18 protein-coding genes are annotated in these 21196 nt (G+C 63.3%); 8 read left to right on the top strand and 10 right to left on the bottom strand.

Annotated elements, in window-relative coordinates; translation table 11 throughout:
- Positions 1-109 precede the first annotated feature (109 nt).
- The gene (locus PseuLF5_RS01410) at positions 110-1306 is read right to left on the bottom strand and encodes an MFS transporter (protein ID WP_340132741.1); all 1197 of its coding nucleotides are present in this window, start codon (positions 1304-1306) and stop codon (positions 110-112) included.
- Between the two features lie 230 nt (positions 1307-1536).
- Between PseuLF5_RS01410 and PseuLF5_RS01405 the strand changes: the two genes are divergently transcribed.
- The 8 genes from PseuLF5_RS01405 to PseuLF5_RS01370 all read left to right on the top strand — a co-directional run bounded on the left by PseuLF5_RS01405 (position 1537) and on the right by PseuLF5_RS01370 (position 11508).
- Positions 1537-2469 carry an AraC family transcriptional regulator gene (locus PseuLF5_RS01405; RefSeq protein ID WP_186748168.1) on the top strand — a complete coding sequence of 311 codons (933 nt, stop codon included), beginning with the start codon at positions 1537-1539 and terminating at the stop codon, positions 2467-2469.
- 88 nt (positions 2470-2557) lie between these two features.
- Complete coding sequence (locus PseuLF5_RS01400) at positions 2558-3013, top strand: (2Fe-2S)-binding protein (RefSeq protein WP_123462932.1); 456 nt, start codon at positions 2558-2560, stop codon at positions 3011-3013.
- Entirely contained in the window at positions 3013-5265 is a 2253-nt protein-coding gene (locus PseuLF5_RS01395) for a xanthine dehydrogenase family protein molybdopterin-binding subunit (protein WP_340132740.1), read from the top strand. The genes PseuLF5_RS01400 and PseuLF5_RS01395 overlap by 1 nt, the downstream gene beginning before the upstream one ends.
- A 17-nt stretch (positions 5266-5282) precedes the next feature.
- Entirely contained in the window at positions 5283-6635 is a 1353-nt protein-coding gene (locus PseuLF5_RS01390) for a c-type cytochrome (protein WP_340132739.1), read from the top strand.
- A gap of 12 nt (positions 6636-6647) precedes the next feature.
- Positions 6648-7667, top strand: a complete 1020-nt coding sequence (locus tag PseuLF5_RS01385) for an XdhC family protein (RefSeq protein WP_322374860.1) — start codon at positions 6648-6650, stop codon at positions 7665-7667.
- Between the two features lie 92 nt (positions 7668-7759).
- Positions 7760-8218, top strand: a complete 459-nt coding sequence (locus PseuLF5_RS01380; RefSeq protein ID WP_340132738.1) for a metallophosphoesterase family protein — start codon at positions 7760-7762, stop codon at positions 8216-8218.
- 72 nt (positions 8219-8290) lie between these two features.
- On the top strand, positions 8291-10675 hold the full coding sequence (locus PseuLF5_RS01375; protein ID WP_340132737.1) for a DUF3772 domain-containing protein: 2385 nt from the start codon (positions 8291-8293) through the stop codon (positions 10673-10675).
- Between the two features lie 134 nt (positions 10676-10809).
- Entirely contained in the window at positions 10810-11508 is a 699-nt protein-coding gene (locus PseuLF5_RS01370) for a hypothetical protein (RefSeq protein ID WP_123462921.1), read from the top strand.
- Positions 11509-11650: 142 nt separating this feature from the next.
- Here PseuLF5_RS01370 and PseuLF5_RS01365 read toward each other — a convergent pair whose 3' ends face one another.
- The 9 genes from PseuLF5_RS01365 to PseuLF5_RS01325 form a co-directional block, all read right to left on the bottom strand.
- The gene (locus PseuLF5_RS01365; protein ID WP_123462919.1) at positions 11651-11875 is read right to left on the bottom strand and encodes a hypothetical protein; all 225 of its coding nucleotides are present in this window, start codon (positions 11873-11875) and stop codon (positions 11651-11653) included.
- Positions 11876-12009: 134 nt separating this feature from the next.
- Complete coding sequence (locus tag PseuLF5_RS01360; protein ID WP_340132736.1) at positions 12010-13413, bottom strand: pyridoxal phosphate-dependent decarboxylase family protein; 1404 nt, start codon at positions 13411-13413, stop codon at positions 12010-12012.
- A gap of 2 nt (positions 13414-13415) precedes the next feature.
- The gene (locus PseuLF5_RS01355; RefSeq protein WP_336346462.1) at positions 13416-14237 is read right to left on the bottom strand and encodes an ABC transporter substrate-binding protein; all 822 of its coding nucleotides are present in this window, start codon (positions 14235-14237) and stop codon (positions 13416-13418) included.
- On the bottom strand, positions 14234-16240 hold the full coding sequence (locus tag PseuLF5_RS01350) for a class I tRNA ligase family protein (RefSeq protein WP_256591861.1): 2007 nt from the start codon (positions 16238-16240) through the stop codon (positions 14234-14236). Before PseuLF5_RS01350 ends, PseuLF5_RS01355 begins: the two co-directional genes overlap by 4 nt.
- 12 nt (positions 16241-16252) lie before the next feature.
- On the bottom strand, positions 16253-17323 hold the full coding sequence (locus PseuLF5_RS01345) for an NAD(P)/FAD-dependent oxidoreductase (RefSeq protein WP_123462912.1): 1071 nt from the start codon (positions 17321-17323) through the stop codon (positions 16253-16255).
- The gene (locus PseuLF5_RS01340; RefSeq protein ID WP_128616186.1) at positions 17307-18626 is read right to left on the bottom strand and encodes a lysine N(6)-hydroxylase/L-ornithine N(5)-oxygenase family protein; all 1320 of its coding nucleotides are present in this window, start codon (positions 18624-18626) and stop codon (positions 17307-17309) included. The genes PseuLF5_RS01345 and PseuLF5_RS01340 overlap by 17 nt, the downstream gene beginning before the upstream one ends.
- A gap of 108 nt (positions 18627-18734) precedes the next feature.
- Positions 18735-19748 carry a hypothetical protein gene (locus PseuLF5_RS01335; protein WP_340132735.1) on the bottom strand — a complete coding sequence of 338 codons (1014 nt, stop codon included), beginning with the start codon at positions 19746-19748 and terminating at the stop codon, positions 18735-18737.
- Positions 19745-20470 carry an SDR family oxidoreductase gene (locus tag PseuLF5_RS01330; protein ID WP_340132734.1) on the bottom strand — a complete coding sequence of 242 codons (726 nt, stop codon included), beginning with the start codon at positions 20468-20470 and terminating at the stop codon, positions 19745-19747. Before PseuLF5_RS01330 ends, PseuLF5_RS01335 begins: the two co-directional genes overlap by 4 nt.
- 28 nt (positions 20471-20498) lie before the next feature.
- Entirely contained in the window at positions 20499-21194 is a 696-nt protein-coding gene (locus PseuLF5_RS01325) for an SDR family oxidoreductase (RefSeq protein WP_259741288.1), read from the bottom strand.
- Positions 21195-21196: the final 2 nt, after the last annotated feature.

Here is a 21196-nt window from a genome sequence, read left to right as displayed (position 1 = left end):
CTGAGCGCTGTAAGTTTCGGTAGTACACCACCGGATTGCCCCGTGGCGCATACAGCGCGAAACCGCGCACGGCGGCTTCCGGCCGAACCGCTGAGCGAGGCTGATCGCCTCAGGCTGTCGCGTTCGATTCGGGCAGATGCACTTCAGTGGCGCTGCGCCCCGCCAGCCAGGCGAATACGGCGGCGGCGACCAATACGGTTGCGCTGAGTTCGAAGGTGGCTTTGTAGCCGCTCAGATCAAAGGCCAGGCCGCCGATGATTGCCCCGGCGGCGATCGCCAGTTGCACGATGGCCACGAGCAAGCCGCCGCCGGCTTCGGCATCATCCGGGAGCGTTTGCGCCAGCCATGTCCACCATCCAACCGGCGCGGCAGTCGCGACCAGCCCCCACAGTCCGAGGAGGACGGCGGTCAGCAACGGCGATGCGCCGAAGTTCACCAGCGCCAGTGCGATGGCCGCCATGATCAGCGGGATGATCGTCAGTGTGCGATAGAGGCCGTTGCCGATGAACCTTTCGATCACAAAGGTCCCGATGAAGCCCGCCAGTCCCAGCCCCAACAGCATTAACGACAAGGTTGAAACACTGACGCCGGTGACTCCTTCAAGAAACGGACGCAGGTAAGTGAACAGCATGAACTGGCCCATGAAAAATACGCTGACGGCGATCATTCCCAGCGCCACCGGCAACCGTGTCATCAGGCGCAGGGCGTTACCGCTGCCGGCCTGGCGCTCGGCCTTGAAAGACGGAAGGCTGATCAGCAGCCACACGGCCGCCAGCGCGGCGACCGGAACCACGCAGAAAAATGCGCCGCGCCAGCCTATCAACGAGCCGAGGAAGCTGCCGGCAGGTGCGGCGATGACCGTCGCCAGCGCGTTACCGCCATTGACAATGGCCAGCGCGCGGGACACCTGATCGGACGGCACCAGGCGCATCGCGGTCGCCGCCGACAGTGACCAGAAACCGCCGATGGCGATGCCGATCAGGGCACGCCCGAACATGAATGAGGGGTAGCCCGGCGCGAACGCGACGATCGTCCCCGAGACGATCATCAACAAGGTCAGGGACAGCAACAGCTTCTTGCGCTCGACACGCGCGGCGACTGCGGCAATCACCAGGCTGGTGATCAGGGCAAATGCTCCGGACACGGAAATACCCTGCCCGGCCTGGCCTTCCGTGATGTGCAGTTCAGCGGCAATCGGCGTTAGCAGGCTGACGGGCATGAACTCGGAAGCGACCAGGGCGAATGCGGCCAGCGACATCGCCAGCACGGCGCTCCAGCCGCGTTTTTCTGTAGAGAGAACAGTCATGGGAACTACCTGTGGTGCAAAAAACATGAGGGGGTGATGCGCAGGGGGCGAGCAATTGATCGCTCACATGAGCACTTCCCCCGTAACAGTTCGACACATTCTCCCGGTCGATCCACCTCTGCCCTAGTGCATTCCTCTTGAATGCTTGCCTGATCCTCTGAGGATGCAGGGTGATGGATAGGAAACGCCTCGGCAGCGGATTACAGTTCGCTCAACAGGAGTGAGCCGCCATGATCGACACACCGCTGCGCCATGAATCTCCATTGGCGTTGAACATTGACCCGCGCGTGAGCGCACCGGGCGACTTCGCCACGGCCATCCCCGGGCTGTCGCTGTTTCGTCGTGATCAGCCGGCGCCCCCGGTCGTGTGCATGGTCGAACCGAGCCTGATCCTGGTGGGTCGCGGGGAAAAGCGTTTGTGGGTCGGTGGCGAGGGCTATTGCTACGACCATTCGCGGTTTCTGGTCACCTCGCTGGACTTGCCCGCCAACTCCGAAGTGCTGCGTGCCAGCCCTGCACAGCCCTGCGTCGGGCTGGTGCTGAAACTGGATGTCAGCATGCTCGCCGAGGTCATCACCAAGGTGGGCTTGCCGGCGAAGCGGCAGCCCTCCACAGCGTCAGGCGCCGCGATTGGCAACATGTCATCCACCCTGGAAGGTGCGCTCGATCGCTTACTGGCATTGCTCGATGAACCCGAGGCGATCCCGGTGCTGGCGCCACTGATCCTGCGGGAGATCCACTATCGGCTGCTCCACACCGACCAAGGCGCACGGCTGCGGCAGATCACCGCCGTCGATGGCCAGGGTTATCGCATTGCCAAGGCCATCGACTGGCTCAAGGTCAACTTCAGCGCTGCCCTGCGCATTGATGAACTGGCGGCGCGGGTGCAAATGAGCGCACCCACCTTTCACCATCATTTCCGCCAGCTCACCGGTATGAGTCCGCTGCAATACCAGAAATGGCTGCGGCTCAACGAGGCCCGGCGGCTGATGTTGATGGAGCGTCTGGACGTGTCGCGCGCAGCGTTTGCCGTCGGGTATGAAAGCCCCTCGCAGTTCAGCCGCGAATACGGCCGCTTGTTCGGCACCGCGCCCAGCCGTGACATCTCGTTGCTGCGTGGCCAGCCTTTCGAGGCGGAGACGCTCGGCAGTGCGGCGAGTTGAGCGAACGACACACTTTTCCGGTGATACGCCTCGCTGCGTGTCACTGCTTATAACAACGCACGTCAACCGATGATCAAGCGGGTGAGCCATGGAACTACGAATCAACCAGAAGACCTATCAGGTCGATGCCGACGCCGATACGCCCTTGCTGTGGGTGATCCGCGATGACCTGGGCATGACCGGCACCAAGTACGGCTGCGGCCTGGCGCAATGCGGCGCCTGTTCGGTGCTGGTGGACGGCAATGTGGTGCGCTCGTGCGTCACACCGGTGGCCGGCGTGGTCGGCCGCGAGGTCACCACCATTGAGGCCATCGAGGCCGATGAAGTGGGCAAACGGGTCGTCTCGACCTGGGTCGATCTGCAGGTCGCCCAGTGCGGCTATTGCCAGTCCGGGCAGGTGATGGCCGCCACCGCACTGCTCAAACAGAACCCCAGGCCGAGTGACGCACAGATCGAAGCGGCGATGGTCAATCTGTGCCGTTGCGGTACCTACAACGCCATTCATGCCGCCGTGCATGAGCTGGCCGGCAAGGGAGACGCCTGATGACCGTTCGTATTGATCCGTCCCTGGAAGCATCGGCCCTGGCTCTGCACGATCCGGTCAATCTGTCGCGCCGACGTTTCCTCACCGGCACCGCCGTCGGTGCCCTGGTGCTCGGCTTCGGCCTGCCGCTGGGTGCCACCCGCGTGCAAGCGGCGGCAGCGGCGGCGACCGCCGAACGCGGCACGCAGGTCCCGGCGTTTCTCGAAATTCGCCCGGACAATCGCGTGCGCCTGCTCTGCCCGTTCATGGAGGGCGGGCAAGGTACGTTCACCGCGATGGCACAGATTGTCGGTGAAGAGCTGGATGCCGACCCGTCGACCTTCCTGGTCGAAGCCGCACCGCCCGGCGAAGCCTACGTGGTGTTGGAAAACGGCATGCGCATCACCGGCGGCAGCATGTCGGTGCGCCTGAGTTACCCGGTCATGCGCCGCCTCGGCGCCCTCGCCCGCGCCATGCTGTTGCAGGCCGGCGCACAAAAGCTGGGAGTGCCGGTGAGCGAATTGAGCACCGAGCCTGGCAAGGTTGTGCACGCCAAGTCGGGCCGCTCGCTGGCCTACGGTGAACTGGCCGGGCAGGCGATGGATCTGCCGGTTCCCGATCCGGCCTCTGTGAAGCTGCGTGACCCGAGTCAGTTCCGCTGGATCGGCAAACCCGTGAAGCGCCTCGATGCCTATGACAAGTCCACGGGTAAAGCGCTCTACAGCATTGATCTGAAGGTCGACGACATGCTGCATGCCGCCGTCCAGCATGCACCGCGCCTGGGGATGACCGTGGGCAACCTGCGCAACGAGGATCAGGTCAAGGCCATGAAAGGCGTGCATTCCGTGCATCGCCTGCCGGGTGCCGTGGCGGTGGTCGCCGAGCGTTGGTGGCACGCAAAACGTGCAGTGGAAGCCATCCAGGTCGACTGGCAGGAACCTGCCGCAGACAGCCAGGTGCGACCGATGCCCGCCGACTTTTCCAGCGATGCCTGGTTCAAGCGACTGGCTGAAGACAAAGGCCCCGCCAGGGATGATGAAAACCAAGGGGACGTAGCCGGCATTCTAGCGAGTGCGAAAAACCGGATCGACGCCACTTACCACAACCAATACCTGAACCACGGGCAACTCGAGCCACCTTCTGCGCTGGCCCGATTCAATCCGGACGGTTCGCTGGAGGTCTGGCTGCCCAACCAGGCGCCGGACATGTTCCGCGCGGACATCGCCAAACGCACGGGGCTGGATCCGTCGCGCATCACGCTGCATTCGCCATTGCTGGGCGGGTTCTTCGGTCGGCACTTCCTCTACGACTCGGCCAGTCCGTATCCCCAGGCAATCGCGCTGGCCAAAGCGGTTGGCCGCCCGGTCAAATTGATCTGGAGCCGTGAGGAGGAGTTCCTGCGTGACGTGCTGCGTCCGGTGGCGGCGGTGAATTTCCGCGCGGCGCTGGACAACGACGGCTGGCCGCTGGCAATCGAAGCGGTCAGCGCCACCGAAGGCCCGACCGAAGCCCTCGCCGGCAAGCAAGGCGAGAAACTCGACCCGACGGCGCTTGAAGGGTTGTCGGGCAAGTCCTACGCGATCGCCAACAAGCGGATCGCGCAGATCTACGCCAAAGGTCCGGCGATGCTCGGTTACTGGCGTTCGGTGGGCAATTCGCTCAACGACTTTTTCTATGAATCGTTCCTCGACGAACTGGCGGACAAGGGTGGCAAGGACCCGTTCGAACTGCGCCTGCATCTGCTGCGCGACAATCAACGGCTGACCACGCTGCTGCAGGCGGTGGGTGAACTCTCGGGCGGCTGGAAGCGCGGGCCGTTTACCGCCGAGGACGGCAGCAAACGTGCGCGCGGCGTGGCCATGGCTTCGCCGTTCGGTACCGAGACGGCGGTGATCGCCGAGGTGTCCATCGAGCACGGCCAGGTCAAGGTCCACGACATTTGGCAGGCGATTGACCCGGGCAGCATCGTCAACCCGGCAATTGTCGAGGCTCAGGTCAATGGCGCGGTGGCGCTGGGGCTGTCGCAGACGCTGGTGGAAGAGGCTGTGTGGGTGAATGGCAAGCCCCGGGCGCGCAACTACGACCTGTACCCGATCCTGCCGCCGGCGCGGATGGCACGGGTTCACGTGCGTGTCATCGAGAGCGGAGAAAAAATGGGCGGCATCGGTGAACCGCCGCTGCCCGCCGTCGCGCCGGCCGTCGCCAATGCAGTGGCAACGCTGACCGGGCAACGGGTGCGCAGCCTGCCCATGAGCCGACACACCTTCACTTGATCAGCGCCGGAGCGTCCATGAATAACAGCCGATTCGCAAGAACCGCTGGCTGGCTGGCAGTGCCGTGCCTGGTCGCGGCAGGCCTGCTGGCCTGGTATGTCACACGCGAGCCCGTCTCGCGCCTTGAAACCCATCAAATCGCCGTGGCCGACATCGACCCGGCGCTGGTCGCCCGTGGTGAATACGTCGCCCGGCTCAGCGATTGCGTGGCCTGTCACAGCGTGCCGGGCGGCGCGCCGTTCGCCGGCGGCCTGGAAATGGCCACGCCGCTGGGCTCAATCCACGCAACCAATATCACCCCGGACACCGAAACCGGCATCGGCCACTACAGCCTTGCAGACTTCGACCGAGCGGTGCGCCACGGCGTGGCACCCGACAGTCGCCGTCTGTATCCGGCGATGCCCTACCCGTCTTACGCCAAGCTCAGTGATGACGACGTGCGTGCGCTGTATGCGTTTTTCATGAAAGGCGTGGCGCCGGTGAAACAGGCGAACATCCCGAGTGCAATTCCCTTTCCGTTGAATCTGCGCTGGCCGATTGCACTGTGGAACGGTGTGTTTGTCGACGCCGAACCTTACGCGGCCAAAGCCTCGCAGGATGAGGTGTGGAACCGCGGCGCGTATCTCGTCCAGGGCGCCGGGCACTGCGGCAGTTGCCATTCACCCCGAGGCTTGGCGTTCAACGAGAAGGCACTGGATGAGTCCGGCAAGCCGTACCTCGCCGGCGCCTTGCTCGACGGCTGGTACGCACCGAGCCTGCGCGATGACCACAACACCGGGCTTGGGCGCTGGAGCGAAGCGGAAATCGTGCAGTTCCTCAAGACCGGTCGCAATAAACACGCGGTGGTCTACGGTTCGATGACCGAGGCCTTCAACAACTCCACGCAGTTCATGACCGACGACGATCTGACGGCGATTGCCCGTTACCTCAAGTCGTTGCCGGGCGATCCCCAGCGCGACGGCCAGCCCTGGCAGTATCAAGCGGTTTCGGCTGCGACGCGTCTGGACGCACCCGGTGCGCATACCTACGTGACACGCTGCGCCTCGTGCCACGGCCTGGACGGCAAGGGCCAGGCCGAATGGATGCCGCCACTGGCCGGTGCCACCTCCGCACTGGCCAGGGAAAGCGCCTCGGCGATCAACATCACCCTCAACGGTTCGCAGCGGGTCGTGGCGGCCGGTGTCCCGGACGCCTATCGCATGCCGGCCTTCCGTGAGCAATTGTCGGATCAGCAGATCGCCGACGTGCTGACCTTCATGCGCACCACTTGGGGCAATCAGGGCGGTGCCGTGGATGCGCAAGCAGTTGGCAAACTGCGCGAGCACACCGACCCGGCCAGCAGCAGCCCGATCATCCTGCAGATGCGCTAAGAGGAGACGCTGATGGAAAGCATCGACTTGCTGGTCCTGCGCACCGCGCGGGACTGGCTCGCCGCCGGCGAGCGGGTGTTGCTCGCCACGGTGGCGCGCACCTGGGGTTCTTCACCGCGCCCGACAGGTTCGATGATGGCCCTGCGCGACGACGGTCGTGTGGTGGGCAGCGTGTCCGGCGGCTGCATCGAGGATGACCTGATCCACCGCTATACCACGGCCCACGGCGGCAACGCTTTCAATGACAGCGCAGCGCAAGTGGTGCGCTATGGCGTCAGCGCCGACGAGGCGCATCGCTTCGGCTTGCCCTGCGGTGGCACGCTTGAGCTGATCCTCGAATTCAACCCGGCGTGGCAGTCACTCGATGCATTGCTGGTGCAACTGGACGCCGGGCAACTGGTTCGCCGGCGCCTGGCGTTGGCCTCCGGCCAGGTCACGCTCGAAGCCACGGCGACGCCCGAACAATTCAGCTTCGATGGCACGCAGATGCTCAACACCCTGGGGCCGGGCTATCGAATGCTCATGATCGGTGCCGGGGCGCTGGCCGAGTACCTCGCGACCATGGCGTTGTTCAACGGGTTCAAGGTGGCGGTGTGCGATCCGCGTCCCGAGTACATCGAGACCTGGGCGGTGGACGGCGTGGAACGTATCGTCGGCATGCCCGATGACGTGGTCCGCGACTTCGCGGTCGATCTGCGCACCTGCATCGTCGCCTTGAGCCATGACCCCAAACTCGACGATCTGGCTCTGCTCGAAGCGCTCCACAGCCCGGCGTTCTACATCGGCGCCATCGGCTCGCGGCGCAACAGCCAGCTGCGCCGCGAACGGCTGATCGAGCATTTTGGTGAGACTCAAGCGTCACTTGAGCGTCTGCACGGGCCGATCGGCCTCTACATCGGCAGCAAGACGCCGGCAGAAATCGCCGTCAGTGTGATGGCCGAGATTCTTGCAGCGAAGAATGGCGCCAGCCTGCCGAAGGCGTTTTCCATCGCCCGGGCCAAAGCGCAGCAAGGCCTGCCGGAGTCGATCTGACGCCAAAGATCGTCAGCGCAGCGCAACACGGTGTGTCTGCCCGAACGCAGGCCCTCAACCCAAACCGAACCGCGCCTGCTACGCTCCCCCTCATGAAAACCGCCATTATCTCCGACACCCACGGCCTGCTACGCCCCGAAGCCCTCGCCGCCCTTGAGGGCAGCGACCTGATCATCCACGCCGGCGACATCGGCGCCCCGGAAATCCTCAGCCAGCTCGCCGCCATTGCCCCACTGCACGCCGTGCGCGGCAACAACGACCTCGACCTGCCCTGGGCCGCCGCCCTGCCCGACCACCTCAGTTTCGACCTCAACGGCTGGCCAACCCTGCTGACCCACGACATCGCCGACGTGCCCGCCCTGCTCACCAGCGCCATCAAACTGGTGATCACCGGCCACTCCCACAAGCCGCTGATCGAATGGCGCGGAAACTGTCTCTACCTGAACCCCGGCAGTGCCGGACGCCGCCGCTTCAAACTCCCGGTCACGCTTGCCTTGCTCGACGCCAGCCGCACCGCGCTTGAACCCGAGTTGATCCACCTTCTGCCGTGAAACTTTTCCTCCCCATCTCCCCCAATCACCTAACCTCATAGGCTGTGTGTTCCATTCGAGCCCGTCGCCCCCATGCGCAACGCATTGCAGTGTTTGTGGTTGACCGTACTGATCCTGCTCATCCCCGGCAGTCCGTCGCTGTGGGCGGCGGAGTTGCCGGCGCCGTCGGCGACCACCGCCGCGCCGCTGCCGGTGATTTCCCAGAGTGATCTGCAAGCCCTGCAACAACGCCTCGATGCACTGAAACAGCAGATTTCTGCCGCGAACAATTACAACCAGCTTGAGGGCCCGCAGGATCGCGTGCAGGCGTTCATTCTGGATGTCGATAAGTTGTCGACGGCGTTGTTGCCGCAGCAGGCGCAACTGACGGTGCAACTGGGGGTGTTGGGGGCGGCGCCGGATACCGGAATTGCCTCGGAGCAGGCGGATATCATCGCGCAGCGGGCGTCGCTGACGGAGCAGAAGAACAAGGTCGATGCGACGCTCAAGAGCCTCGCGGCGTTGAAGCAGAGTGCGGCGGATCTGATCACGCAGATTGCCGGTATCCGGCGCACGCTGCTGGAGAGCGAGCTGACCCTGGGTACGGACAGTGTGCTGAACCCGGATTTCTGGTCGCCGCTGATCAACCCTTCGCCGGATGATCGCCAAAGGCTAAGCTTTTTCGTGCAGCAGATCGAAGAAACCTGGGCCACGGTGTGGGCGCCAGGGCAGCACGTTTATACGGTGCTGTTGGTGATGCTGGCGCTGCTGATCTGGACGTACGGAAGGCGGTTGGCCGAACGCGGGCTGACCTGGGTCTGCATTCATCGCATGCCGGAGGGGCGTCTGCGCCGCAGCGCGCTGGCGTTCGCTTCAGCCCTTGCGACCATTGCCACCACCGCCATCGCCCTGCATGTGCTGTTTTACGCCCTCACCCGCCACGCGCCGCTGACGCCGGTGCTGGCGACGTTTTCCGATGAGTTCGAAAAAGTCGTGTATGCCTGCGTGCTGATCACCGGGCTGAGCCGAGCCTTGCTGTCGACGCAACATCCGTCGTGGCGCCTGCCGGCGATTGCCGATCCGGTGGCGCTGGCGCTGAAGCCGTTCCCACGGATTCTGTCCTGCGCGTTGCTGGTGCTGGTGACGCTGGTGCAAGTCAGCAATGCCACGGGCATGAGCAGTCAGATTGTGCTCGCCGGGCGCGGCGTGATTGCCATGGTGGTGCTGGCGATTGTGGTGACGATGCTGTTGCAGGTGAGCAAGGCACGCAAGGCGATGATCGCCGCCAATGATGCGTCGGCGGCGGGCAGCACGTTCTCCGGTGTGATTTTCACCGTCGCCAGTCTGTCGATTTTCGTGGCGGCGATGGCGCTGCTCACCGGGTACGTGTCGCTGGCGCGGTTCATCACCTATGAACTGGTGTGGTCGTATATCGTCCTGTCCGGGTTCTACCTGTTGATCCAGGTGATCAAGGACGCCTGCGAGCATGTATTTTCGCCCAGACACGCCAGCGGCAAAGCGCTGAAACAGTTGCTCGGGGTAGGTGATCGACGCCTCGATCAGATGTCGATTCTGTTGTCCGGTTTCAGTCGTGCCGGGCTGTTGCTGCTGGCGGTGATCGCGCTGTTTGTCGGCGGCATCGGCACCACGCTGGGGCAGCTGGCGAGCAATATCATGGCGATTCTTGGCGGCGCCGGGTTGCGCAAGCTGAACATCGTTCCCGGCCATTTGCTCAACGCGGTGCTGGCGCTGATGATCGGCATCTGGCTGATCCGCGCCCTGCGCCGCTGGCTCGACAACGAATTTCTGCCCAAGACCGACATGGACCCCGGCATGTGTGCGTCGCTGAGCACGCTGTTTTCCAACATCGGTTATGCCTTCGTGATCCTGCTGACCCTGTCGTCGCTGGGCGTGAAGTGGACCAACCTGGCGTGGATCGTCAGTGCGCTGTCGGTGGGCATCGGTTTCGGTTTGCAGGAGATCGTGAAGAACTTCGTGTCGGGCCTGATTCTGCTGACCGAGCGGCCGGTGAAAGTCGGCGATCTGATCAGCATCAGCGGCGTCGAGGGCGACATCCGCCGCATCAACGTGCGCGCCACGGAAATCCAGCTCAGTGACCGCTCGATCGTGATCGTGCCGAACTCGCAACTGATCTCGCAGAACCTGCGCAACGTCACGCTCGGTGGCAGTGCCCAGGGCGTGGCGTCTCTGGAGTTGGTGTTTCCGCTGGATATCGACCCGGAAGAGGTGAAGGACCTGCTGCTCAACGCCTACTGCGAGAACGAAACCGTCCTCGAAAAACCGGCGCCGTTTGTGCGCTTCAGCAAGCTGACGCCGGACGGCATCACCTTGACGGTGACCGGGTACGTCGCCAGCCCGAGGATTGTCGGGGTGACCAAAAGCGATCTGCTGTTCGAGGTGCTGAAGCGACTGGGGGCGGCGGGGATTGCGCTGGCGAAGCCGGCGGAGAGTACCTAGGCAACCGGTGGGCGAATGAAAACGTCGGCAACCCTTTCGCAATGAACGGGGCCTGATTGACAGCTCAAGATTCCTCGACTTAGCTGGAGCGGAGCGATGGTGCCCTGTTACCCGTTAGTGAAAAGGAATTCACCTTGGCCTTCAATTCGGTTTGGCTCGGTTATGACGGATACCCAAGTCTGGTGCAGGCGTATCTCAACAGTCCTTGGTCGGCGGCCGCGCGCGCCATGCGCGGGGCGAATGCCGACTTCACCCTGGTCAATTACGCGACCTTCTTTTTTACTGTCCCCAACCCCTTTAACGGCGGCATTCCGGGCCCGTTCATCATCACGCAGCCGAGCGCCGCGTGCCACTCGGAAAAACAAGTGTGGATCGCGATACGCGGCGTTCAGTCGTTAAACCGTTTCAGTATCCCCAACTGGATGGTCGGCCAGGGCAACGCAGCGGGATTGGCCCGGCTGACCCCCGCACAGGCCCAGGCACTCGATGGCACCGTGATCCACGCGGTTTATACCGAGCGGCAACCGTGCGGCACCTGCAGTCCGTTTTTGAACGACATTCTGTTGGATAACACGCCGGTGTTCTGGCACTTCCCTTACCCCAGTCAAGAGACGTCAAAGCACAAGCACGACGACAATGACATTGTCGTCAATGGCTTGATGGCGATGTCACGCGACAAGACTTACGGGCAGTCGATGAAGGATCACACACGAGAGGGTCGGGTCGAAGGCAACAAGGACCTGCGCTCAGCCATGAAGTACATCGGCAAACAGCAGGCCGGCCAATACCCGACGCTCATGGCTACCATGGTCAACATGGACACCAGCGATTAACCGGACGGCGCCATCAGACCCGCACGGGCGTCCCGTCGCCTGCTGTTTAAGGCACGTCCCCCGCTAGAAGCCATAGGTGGCGCGAGCAGGCGTAAAAAAACCCGGTTGTCGAGGCCGGGTTTTGTTGGTTACAGCGATCGACTCAGACATTCGAGCGGCGTTCGAGCAGACGGTCTGCGCCACCTTCCGCTACGCGGTTGCCCTGCAGATGATCCGAACCATCGGCGGCGACGGCATCGCTGAACAGCGGGTCGGTTTGGGTCGCAGCGGCTACTGCATCGCTGAACAGTGGATCGGTTTCGGTAGCGGCGAACGCGTTCAGTGCGAAAAGCGAGAAAGCGATGCCAAGCAGGGTTTGGCGTTTCATGATCATGTGCTCCGTTGCAGTGGTTGGGTGTGGAGCCGATCTTACGCTGCGCTCTTCATATGAGAACTTCATTGAATTAATGGTTGTTATTGACGCCATCAATGCAACGTTCGACCTGATCACCTCGACCGCTTTCACAGGTCGGCGAGTAACGCCTCGCAGCGTTGCTCATCCAGCCGGGTGTTCATGATGCAGAGGCGCATCACCGTTTCGCCTTGCCAGCTTGAAGGCACCACCAGCGCAATGCCATCACGCAGACAGCGCTGCGCCCAGTCATCGTAATCGCGCGCCTGCCAGCCCTCGCGCCGGAACAGGATCACGCTCAACCCGCACGCCGGAATCAGCGTCAGCCTTGGGTGACAGGCAATTCGCGTGCGCAGACGGTCACTCAGGTCGAGTATTTGCTCCAGGGTGTGCCGGTAGGCGCCGCTGCCATACACCGCCAGCGAAAACCACAGCGGCACGCCCCGCGCCCGGCGCGACAGGTGAAAGGCGTAGTGCATCGGATTGCATTGCTGCGATTGGTTGATCTGCTCCAGATACGACGCGTCCTGGGTAAACGCCGCTGTGACCGGGCCCGGATTGGCATAGAGCAGCGCACAACAGTCATACGGCACGAACAGGCCCTTGTGTGGGTCGATGATCAGCGAGTCGGCCAGTTCGATGCCGGCAAATGTCGCTCGCACACTCGGGACGCACAGAAACGCGCCGCCGTAGGCCGCATCGACATGGAACCAAATGTCGTGCCGCCGGGCGAGCTGGCCGACCCCGGCCAGGTCGTCGATCAGCCCCGCATTGGTCGAACCGGCCACCGCCACCACCGCCACCACCTGTTGCAGTCGGTCGTCGGCTTCAAGCTCTGCCAACGTGCGCGCCAACGCCGTCGCCGTCAGACGGCCCGTCTCATCGGAGGCGACAACCACGACGTGCAGATCGAGTAAGCGGGCACTGACGATGATTGACGAGTGAGCACCGTCCGCCACCAGCAACAGCCCCGGACGCATGCCCACGCGATCTCGATAACGCTGCCGCGCCGCCACCAATGCGGAAAAATTGCCGGCGGTGCCGCCGCTGACAAAACAGCCCGAGGCGGCGGCCGGCAGACCGGCCAGATCGGACAGCCAGCGCAATGCCTGGTTTTCCGCCCAGATCAGCCCCGCCCCGCCGAGCCATCCCGAACCGATCATGCCGCTGGCCGACAGCAAGCCGTCCATCAACGCGGCGGCCGGGGTCGGCGCAGCCCCGATGTAGGCCAGATAACCCGGATGGTCAGTGGCAACGCCTTGCTGGCTGAGCAGACCGGCATACACATCAAGCGCTTGAGACAGACCAATCCCGGCCTCACAGATCGACTGCCCCACCGCTCGTTCGGCGGCCTCGGCAATCTGTTCCGCCTCGGCGGGCGCGGCCAGCGCTCCCCGTGGTCGGGTCAAGGCCTGGCGCAGTGCCGCCAACATGAGGTCGAGATCGTCGGGGGCCATAGCGCCCTCGCCGATGCCGGGCAGTCCAGGCGCAGCGCCAGAAAATTGCAGAGCCATGATTACGTCCTTGTATCGTTTTCGCAGAGTGCGGGGTAATGACGCCGGACCAGCGTGTAGTCGGCGGGTCGGTATTGTCGGTGAGCAAAATCGGCGTGCCTGTCCAGGTACGCGGCCACTGGCTCGCCACGTGAAAAGGCAGCCGCGACAAGCTCCAGCGCCAGGCCCACGCACTGGCCAAAATCCGGGGTGGCATGCGGGCACAAGGTGCTCGCCCCGGTGCCGGCAAGCAGTGCGTCGAACTCGTCGACCACGCAATCGTCGGGCACCAGGTAAAGCGCTCCCGGCCGTGCGCGTCGACGGATCTCGCCTGCGACCGCGACATGCGAGCCCATCAACGCGCAGATGGCCACCTCTGCTGTGGCGGGCGTCGAGTGCGGGCGTAACGCCGCCGCCAGACGTTCGCCGTAGGCCGAACCGTCGCTCCAGATGTCGGCGATGCGCAGAGAATGGCGCATCAGATAATCGCGCATGACGATCACCTGGCGCGCCTCGCTGGCGCACAGGCGGAATGCCCCCACGCTCTGGCACAGATCAGCAGCAGTGGCTGCCGGCAGCAGCAATGGAACCCCGGCGGCGCGGTAAAGCGCCCCCGCCGCCCGGGCACATTCGCTGTTGAAATGGCCGATGACCACCTCGGCACCGGCGGCCAGCAGACGATGCGCCGCATCGACCGCAGCAACCGGATCGGCCGCATCGTCCGCCCACACCAATGGCAGCGCACTACCCTGCGCCGCCCGGCGCAACCACTCGCCGTAGGCCGCACGCGGCCCGGTGAGCGGGCCGACGATACCGACCGGCCGTGGTGCAATGACGCGGCTCATCCAGTCTGGCCCGGCATCAGTCGCGCCAAGGCTTCTGCCGACAATCGCGGCAGTTCAAGCCGTAGATGCAGCGCCGGCGCATGGCCTGCGGCGAAGAATGCACTCGCCTGCTGTGGATCGCACTCGCGCTCGGCCAGATTGAGCAGGTCAGTCAGTTGCTCGCTGAGGCCCGGCATCAACGGATAGGTGGCATAGGCCAGCCAACGCGCGGTCAGCGCCTGCAATGCCAACGACGTGCGGGCATGGTTGGACAGCGGTTGCCCGGGTGCACTCAGCAGATAATCCTGCGCGGCACTGAAACGCGAGACCCGGTCGATGACCTGCGCGACCTGCTCGGCCATCCGCAGTGGCGAAAAGGTCGACGTCGAGGCTGCTTGCCGGTAGCCCTCGATCCATTGGCGCAGCTCGTCATGGTAGTTTTTCTGGTCGCTCAGCCAGGCACCAGGCTCGGGGATCTTGCCGCCGTGCTCGGCCAGGCGTGCTTGCAGACGCTGCATCCAGGCACTCAGTTTTTCCGGGAACAACTCATTGATCCGGGCGCAGATCCGGGCCACGGTGAAATTGCTGCGCATGCCTTCAGGACGGGTGAGCATCAAGGCCATGCGCGCGTAGTCGCTACCGGTTTCGGCGAGAAAATCCTTGCCCCAGATGAGGTGGCGCCGGCTGGTGGAAAACTTGCTGCCGTCGAGGTCCAGCAGTTCGTTGACCACATGGTGGCGCGGTGGCGTCAGGCCCAGTGCCAGATAGACCGCCGGGAACAACAGCGTGTGGTAGTAAGCGTTGTCGAAGCCATAGCAGTGGACGATGTCCATGCTGCCCGAATAACAATGGGCCGCTCTGGCGAAGCGATCGGCACCGGCGACCGGCAGATCACTGGCTCCCCAAAGATACCCGAAGGCCATTTCGAACCAGACGTACATCACCTGATCCTGCATCGACGGCAAGCGGTGGCGAATGCCCCAGTCACTGCGATGGCTGATGCAGATATCCGGCAGCCCCTGGGTCAACATGGTGTGACAGAGCTGATAGACGTGCGCCGGCATATTCGCTGTCTGCACGTACTTGGACAGATCGTCAGCAAAGGCACTCAGGCGGAAAAACAAGCGTGTCTCAATGCGCAACTGTGGCTGACGACCGTCGCGTTTGACCCGTGGCTGGGTCAGGTCGGTGCATTGGTTCGGCTGGCCGCAGGCTTCGCAGGCATTACCGTCGCTGCTTTCGCCACAGTGCGGGCAGCCGCCGTTGAGAAAGGCTTCGTGCAGCGCATTGCCCTGGTCATCGACGAACACCGGGGTGTCCTTGGCGTAAATCAGGCCCTGATCGTGCAGGCGCTGCAAGTAATGATGCGCAAAGTCGGCGTATTCGCCTTGGTTGTCCGGTGTGATGAACAGGTCCATGTCGATGCCAAAGCCCTGCCAGGTCTCGCGAATCGCCTGGGCATAATGGTCGGCGCAGGCCTTGGGCGAGGTGTTTTCCTTGGCTGCGCACGTCAGCACGTACGTCTGATTGTCGTCACGGCCACTGCCATAAAAGACCTTGGCGCCGCTGTTGCTCAACACGCGCTTGAGCACATCGCCGGCGATGTAAGGCCCCGACAGGTGGCCCAGATGCAAATCCCCGTTGGGCGTGGGCGGCGTGGAAAAAATCAGGGTGTCCACAGGCGGCTCCGCTTCGCTCGGTTGCAACTGTCCCGCGTCCCAATACAGCGAGTGAAAGTGCAGCGGCTGGCGATCACTCAGGTTGCGGATGGTGTGCGACTCGAATCGCGCGCAATGCACCGCATCGCCGGCGTTGACCTCAAGGGTTTCCTGCGCGGTCCGGACCAGACCGTGCCCTTCGGTGAAGATGAACAGTTCATCTTCAAAATGGTTGTGCGGCTGGCTTTCCTGGCCCGGGGCCAATGTGCAGCCCATCAGATTGAGCGCGGTTCCCGGCAACTCGACGACGCGCGAATCAACGTTGTAGAAACGCTTGGCCGGGGAAAACATATTGATTTTTTTCATTGTGCTGTCTCTCTATCCCTGAGTAATGGCGTCGGCCAGTTGCATGGCGACGTAAGGGGCCATCTTGAAACCACCGCCACTGAAGCCGGAGGCCACCAGTACGCCGCCTGGCAGGCCAGGTTGCTCGCCAATCAATCCGATCGGTTGTTCGCTGTAGCAGTCGCTGTGACATAACGCGCCGGCCACCGACGCCGTCTGCAACCAGGGGAACCGGGATTGGCCCTGCTCGCGGGTCAATTGCGCGTGACGCTGGTCCAGCGCCGCATAGCCCTGACTGGCCGGCACTCGCTGCCCGGTGGGGTAACCGACATAGAAGCCTCCGGTCAGCGGGCACCAGCGCCCGTTGAGCTGGTGGGTGTCGTCGATGAAACAGGGCGCCGTCGGCAGCGCGGCCGCGCCCTTGAAGCGGGTGACCTGGATGTGCTGGTTCCAGAGGCCGAACGAATGACCGAACTGGCGGATGAGAAACTCGCTGGTGCCATTGCCCATCGCGACGATGACCCGGGTCGCATCGTAGTTGCCATTGGAGGTCAGTACACCGACAGCCCGCCGGCTCGCAGCGTCGACGCGGATTGCCTGAACCTGCACCGCATCGTGGTACACGCCGCCCTGCTCGATGGCCGAGCGCACCAGATAGTGCAGCGTTGGCCTGGCTTCCATATAGCCAGACCGGGGTTCGAACAAGGCCTGCCCGGCGGCGATCGGCAAGTCCGGATAGCGCTTTGCCAGGGCCGCAGCATCGAGCAGTTGCGCTTCAATGTCTTCCTGCTCGAGCCAGCCTTGCATTTGCGCCAGGGCATGCGGCTCGGCGAAGTGCAGATAACCGGTCTGCGCAAAGGGCACCTGGCCTTGGGAGTCCTGTGCCAGACGCCGGTAAAAGTGGTAACCCTGCGCTGCAGCACGGGTCGCCTGCAACGAGGCGTGCGCCACCCGCACGATGCAACCGGACGCCCCTGTCACGCCGCTGCCCAGTTGCCTGTCATCAAGCAACAGACAGCGCTGGCCGGCCTGGCTCAGGACCTGGAAGCACGTCGCCCCGATGATGCCGGCACCGACGATGATCACATCAAATGGCTTGCTCATAGTGCCTCCGCTTCAGCGCGACTTTGAGGTCGTCAACGATCTCTCCGGCCCGAATGGCCATGTTGGAAATCAGCGTGGCGCTCAGCCCATGGGAGTCTTCGGCAACGCCGGTGGAGTACAGCAGCGGCGCGGCGTCGCCCTGAAAGGCCAGGCGGTAATGACGCGAAACGCGGGTCATGCCCTCATCGCGGATCAACCGGGCCGCCAGTGCCGGGCTCAACACGCTGGCAATGCTGCGTGGCCGAAACCCCGTGGCGCACACCAGGTAATCGCAAGCGAGGGTCTGCACCTCGTTACTCATCTGCCGGGCAAACGTCACCTGCACCTGCGTGTCCTGGACCTGCGCCGACTGCAGCCGGCTCATGCGTTCGAGCACCAGGCGCTGCTGGCCGCTGACCTCATCGTCATACCAGTTGCGGTAGAGCTTTTCGATCAGCGCCATGTCCACGGCGGAGTAATTGGTGGATGCGTGCGTGCGCAGAATATGTTTGCGTACATGCGGCGCGGCCGCATGGAAATCATCGACCACGTCGGCATTGAAGATTTCGTTGACGAACGGGCTGTCATCGGCCGGCGTATAACCGTAGCGCGCCATGATCGCCGTCACGCGCATTGCCGGATGCGTCTCCAGCAGATATTCCACCGCTTCAGCCGCGCTCTGCCCTCCGCCCACCACAACGCAGTGGCCGTCGGGTTTCAGCGGTGTGTCTTGCAGGTGCGCCAGCAAATGATGAACGTGGGTGATGCGCTCACCGGCCTGAACGTTACCCGGCAACTGTGGCTCAAGGCCCAGCGAATGCACCAGCGAACGCGCGAGTAGCGAAGTCGTGGTGTCGCCGACCTGCATCTCGACCCTGAACAACGGTGAACCGTCGCCGTCCACCCCACCTTCACTGATATTGACCACCCGGTGGCCGTAGAACACCTGATCGCTGAACTCTGCTGCGCACCAGCTCAGGTAATCGTGGAACTCCAGGCGCCCCGGAAAGAAGTCTTTTTTATTCGAGAATGCAGCGATGCGTCCCTTGGTGTGCAAGTAATTGACGAAGGTGAAATGGCTGCGCGGATTGCGAAAACTGGCAAGATCCTTGAGAAAGGACACCTGCATGGTCGCGTTCTTGAACAGCATGCCCTTGTGCCAACCGAATCCGGGCGCACTGTCGACGAAAGCGACCTCCAGTTCTGGGGCCATTTCCAGCAAGGCAATGGCGAGCGAAATGTTCGAGGGGCCGAAACCGATGCCCACCACGTCATGGATTTTTTGTTTGCAAGGGCTTCTGGTCAAATCGGTTGCAAAACTCATGTGAACTCCCTTTCTACAGAATTTCAGGCTGAGCGAGGCCGCAGGAAGGTCATCACACGACGACAGCCCCTGGGCGTTTTTTATAGGTATTGCCGGTTCGGCTAAGTGTTACTCGAACTCAAAGGCACCCTGGCGGTTGAGCGCCTGAAGCCTGGCGATGTCTTCGTCGAGCGCGGCGGCGTCAGGATTGCGTAAAAACACCGTACAGCCGTAAGTGGTGCCGTCGGTGGTCATCGCCACGTGCTGCCCCAGCAACGGCTCGGCGAAGTAGTGACTGAAACTCGCCAGCGCACGGACTTCGCGATCGAAGCGCAGGGCCTTGATGCGCCCTGGGCGGGTAATCAGAAACGAGTAATCCGCCACCGCCGCTGCCGGCGACTGAGTTGCCTGCCGATGCCCCGGCCATTGTTGCCACACCTCCTCCTGGCTGGGCCAGCCACCCAGACGGCACAGCTCTGGCAAGGGGGTGCTCGCCAGGCGTGGCGACAGCTTGACCAGGCGCGGGCCGGCGGGTGTGATCAGCACTTCGGCGTGCAACGGCCCGTGCACCAGACCCAATTGACTGGCCAGCGTTGCCAGGCGCGGCACCAGCTCGACGGGTAATGCCGCCAGGCTCAGGCTGGTGACGGCGGTGAGGTGCCGCCGCCCGTCCAGGTCCTGGGTGTGGCAGCGCCAGACATCACTGACCTCGAACCGGCCAGCGTCGAACACACCGTTGATGAATACCGGGTAACCCTGTTCGTGCACATGAATCTGGAACGGCCCCGGCGACTCGCGCAACAGTGCAGCCGCCTCGCTGGCACTGATGCCCTCGCCCCACACCAGCACCGCCGAGCCCCGCGAGCACGGCGACACTGCCGGGCGCACCACCCAGCCGCGCCCGTCGTCGGCCGGCAACTGATTGAGTGAAGCCAGTTGCCGCCCATCGAACGCCAGATCCGGGGCCAGGCTGCTGACCGCCAGATGCTGCACGCATTTATCGTAGAACGCCGCCGGGTGGCAGTGCGCCGCAAAAAAGCCGGCGGCGATGTTGGCTGGCATCGTCTGCTGCAGTTGCGCGTCATCGACGGCCAGGCGATAACCCGTCGCTGCCTGCCTGCGCGCTGGGACCATGCGCATCATTGCAGGCTCTCTCGGGTCGGGCCGCGGAAATGCACCGCGTCGATGTGACAGCTGCGCGGCTGGGTCAGCACAAAGCGCATGGTTTCCCAGATCGAACGGCCGTTGAGCAACTTGCCGCGAGGGTCGACCGTTTCATCCAGCCCGGTCACTTCAAAATCCGGCGGATAGAACCCGGTAACGCGGATCTGCTCGCTGGCCAGATGATGCGCCATGTTCTGGCAAAAACCGCTCAGGCCATGCTTGGCGGCAAAGAACGCCGGGTGGGCGATGGACTGGGTGAATTGCGGGACGCCACAGACCGACACCATTGCCATGATGTCAGCGGCATCCGAGCGCCGCAGGCTCGGTAACAGCGCCCGGGTCAGGGTGATCGAGCCGGTCAGGCCGGAGTTGATGGTCGAGGTGATTTCTTCGTCGCTGTCAGCCTCGCCCAGCATCCCTTCGAGCCACTGCGCCGCACTGAGCACGAGGATGTCGATCGGACGCTCGTCTACCTGCAGGCTCTGGGCGAAGGCGCGTACCGATGCCGCGTCGGCGATATCACACTGGTAGGCGCGGGCAGAACCGCCCTCGCCCTGAATGATCTCGCACGTTGCCTGAGCGCTGGCCAACTGGCGCGCACACAAATCGACATGAGCACCTTCACGCGCCAGCCAGACCGACACGGCCTGGCCGAAATCGCGACCGCCACCGGTTACAACAACCCGTTTTTTGTTCAGCATGATCTACGTACCTGTAAGAAGCCGGCCGTCAGAGGCCTGGATGCGGAACCGTGCAGCTGCCGGAAATGTTCTTCCGATACAGATGCTCGACGATGTAATCGGCCGCATGTTCTGCCCAGTTTTCTGGCGAGATGTATTGCTCGTGTTCATCCGGCAGACACATGGACAGCATCTGGGTGTTCACCCCATTGCCCGGATCGAGGGCAACGGCGCCCACCCCTTCGGGCATGTCGGCGATGAGCGAGCCGATCAGCCCTTCAACCGCGAATTTGCTGGCACAGTACGGGCCCAGACCCCAGGAGGCCGAGCGTCCCCAACCCGAACTGATGGCGATAAACAGACCCTGCCGGCGGTCGAGCATCGCAGGCAGGAACGCGTGCAGGGTATTCACCACGCCGAGCACATTGACGTCCATTACGCGCTGCCAGTCTTCCACGGCGATTTCCCATGCCGGCTTGCGCTCGGTGATCACGCCGGCGTTGCAGACAACGATGTCCACCGGGCCTTCGCGACCGACCGCGTGGGCGAACTGCTGCATCTCGCCTGGCTCGGTGACCGACGCGTTGAACAGCACCGGATTGCCCTGTGCGCCGGTTGTTGCGTCAACGGCCAACTGGCATCCGTAGACCTGATGCCCGCGTGAAGCCAGCGCATGACTCAGGGCTTTGCCCAATCCTCGACTGACGCCAGTGATGGCGATCCTTAACGGTTTGCGGGTGTTCATAT

The organism is Pseudomonas sp. LF-5 (assembly GCF_037626295.1).
Classification (GTDB): domain Bacteria; phylum Pseudomonadota; class Gammaproteobacteria; order Pseudomonadales; family Pseudomonadaceae; genus Aquipseudomonas; species Aquipseudomonas monsensis.
The sequence above is the reverse complement of the archived record's forward strand: the minus strand, read 5'-3'. Positions and strand labels throughout refer to the sequence as shown.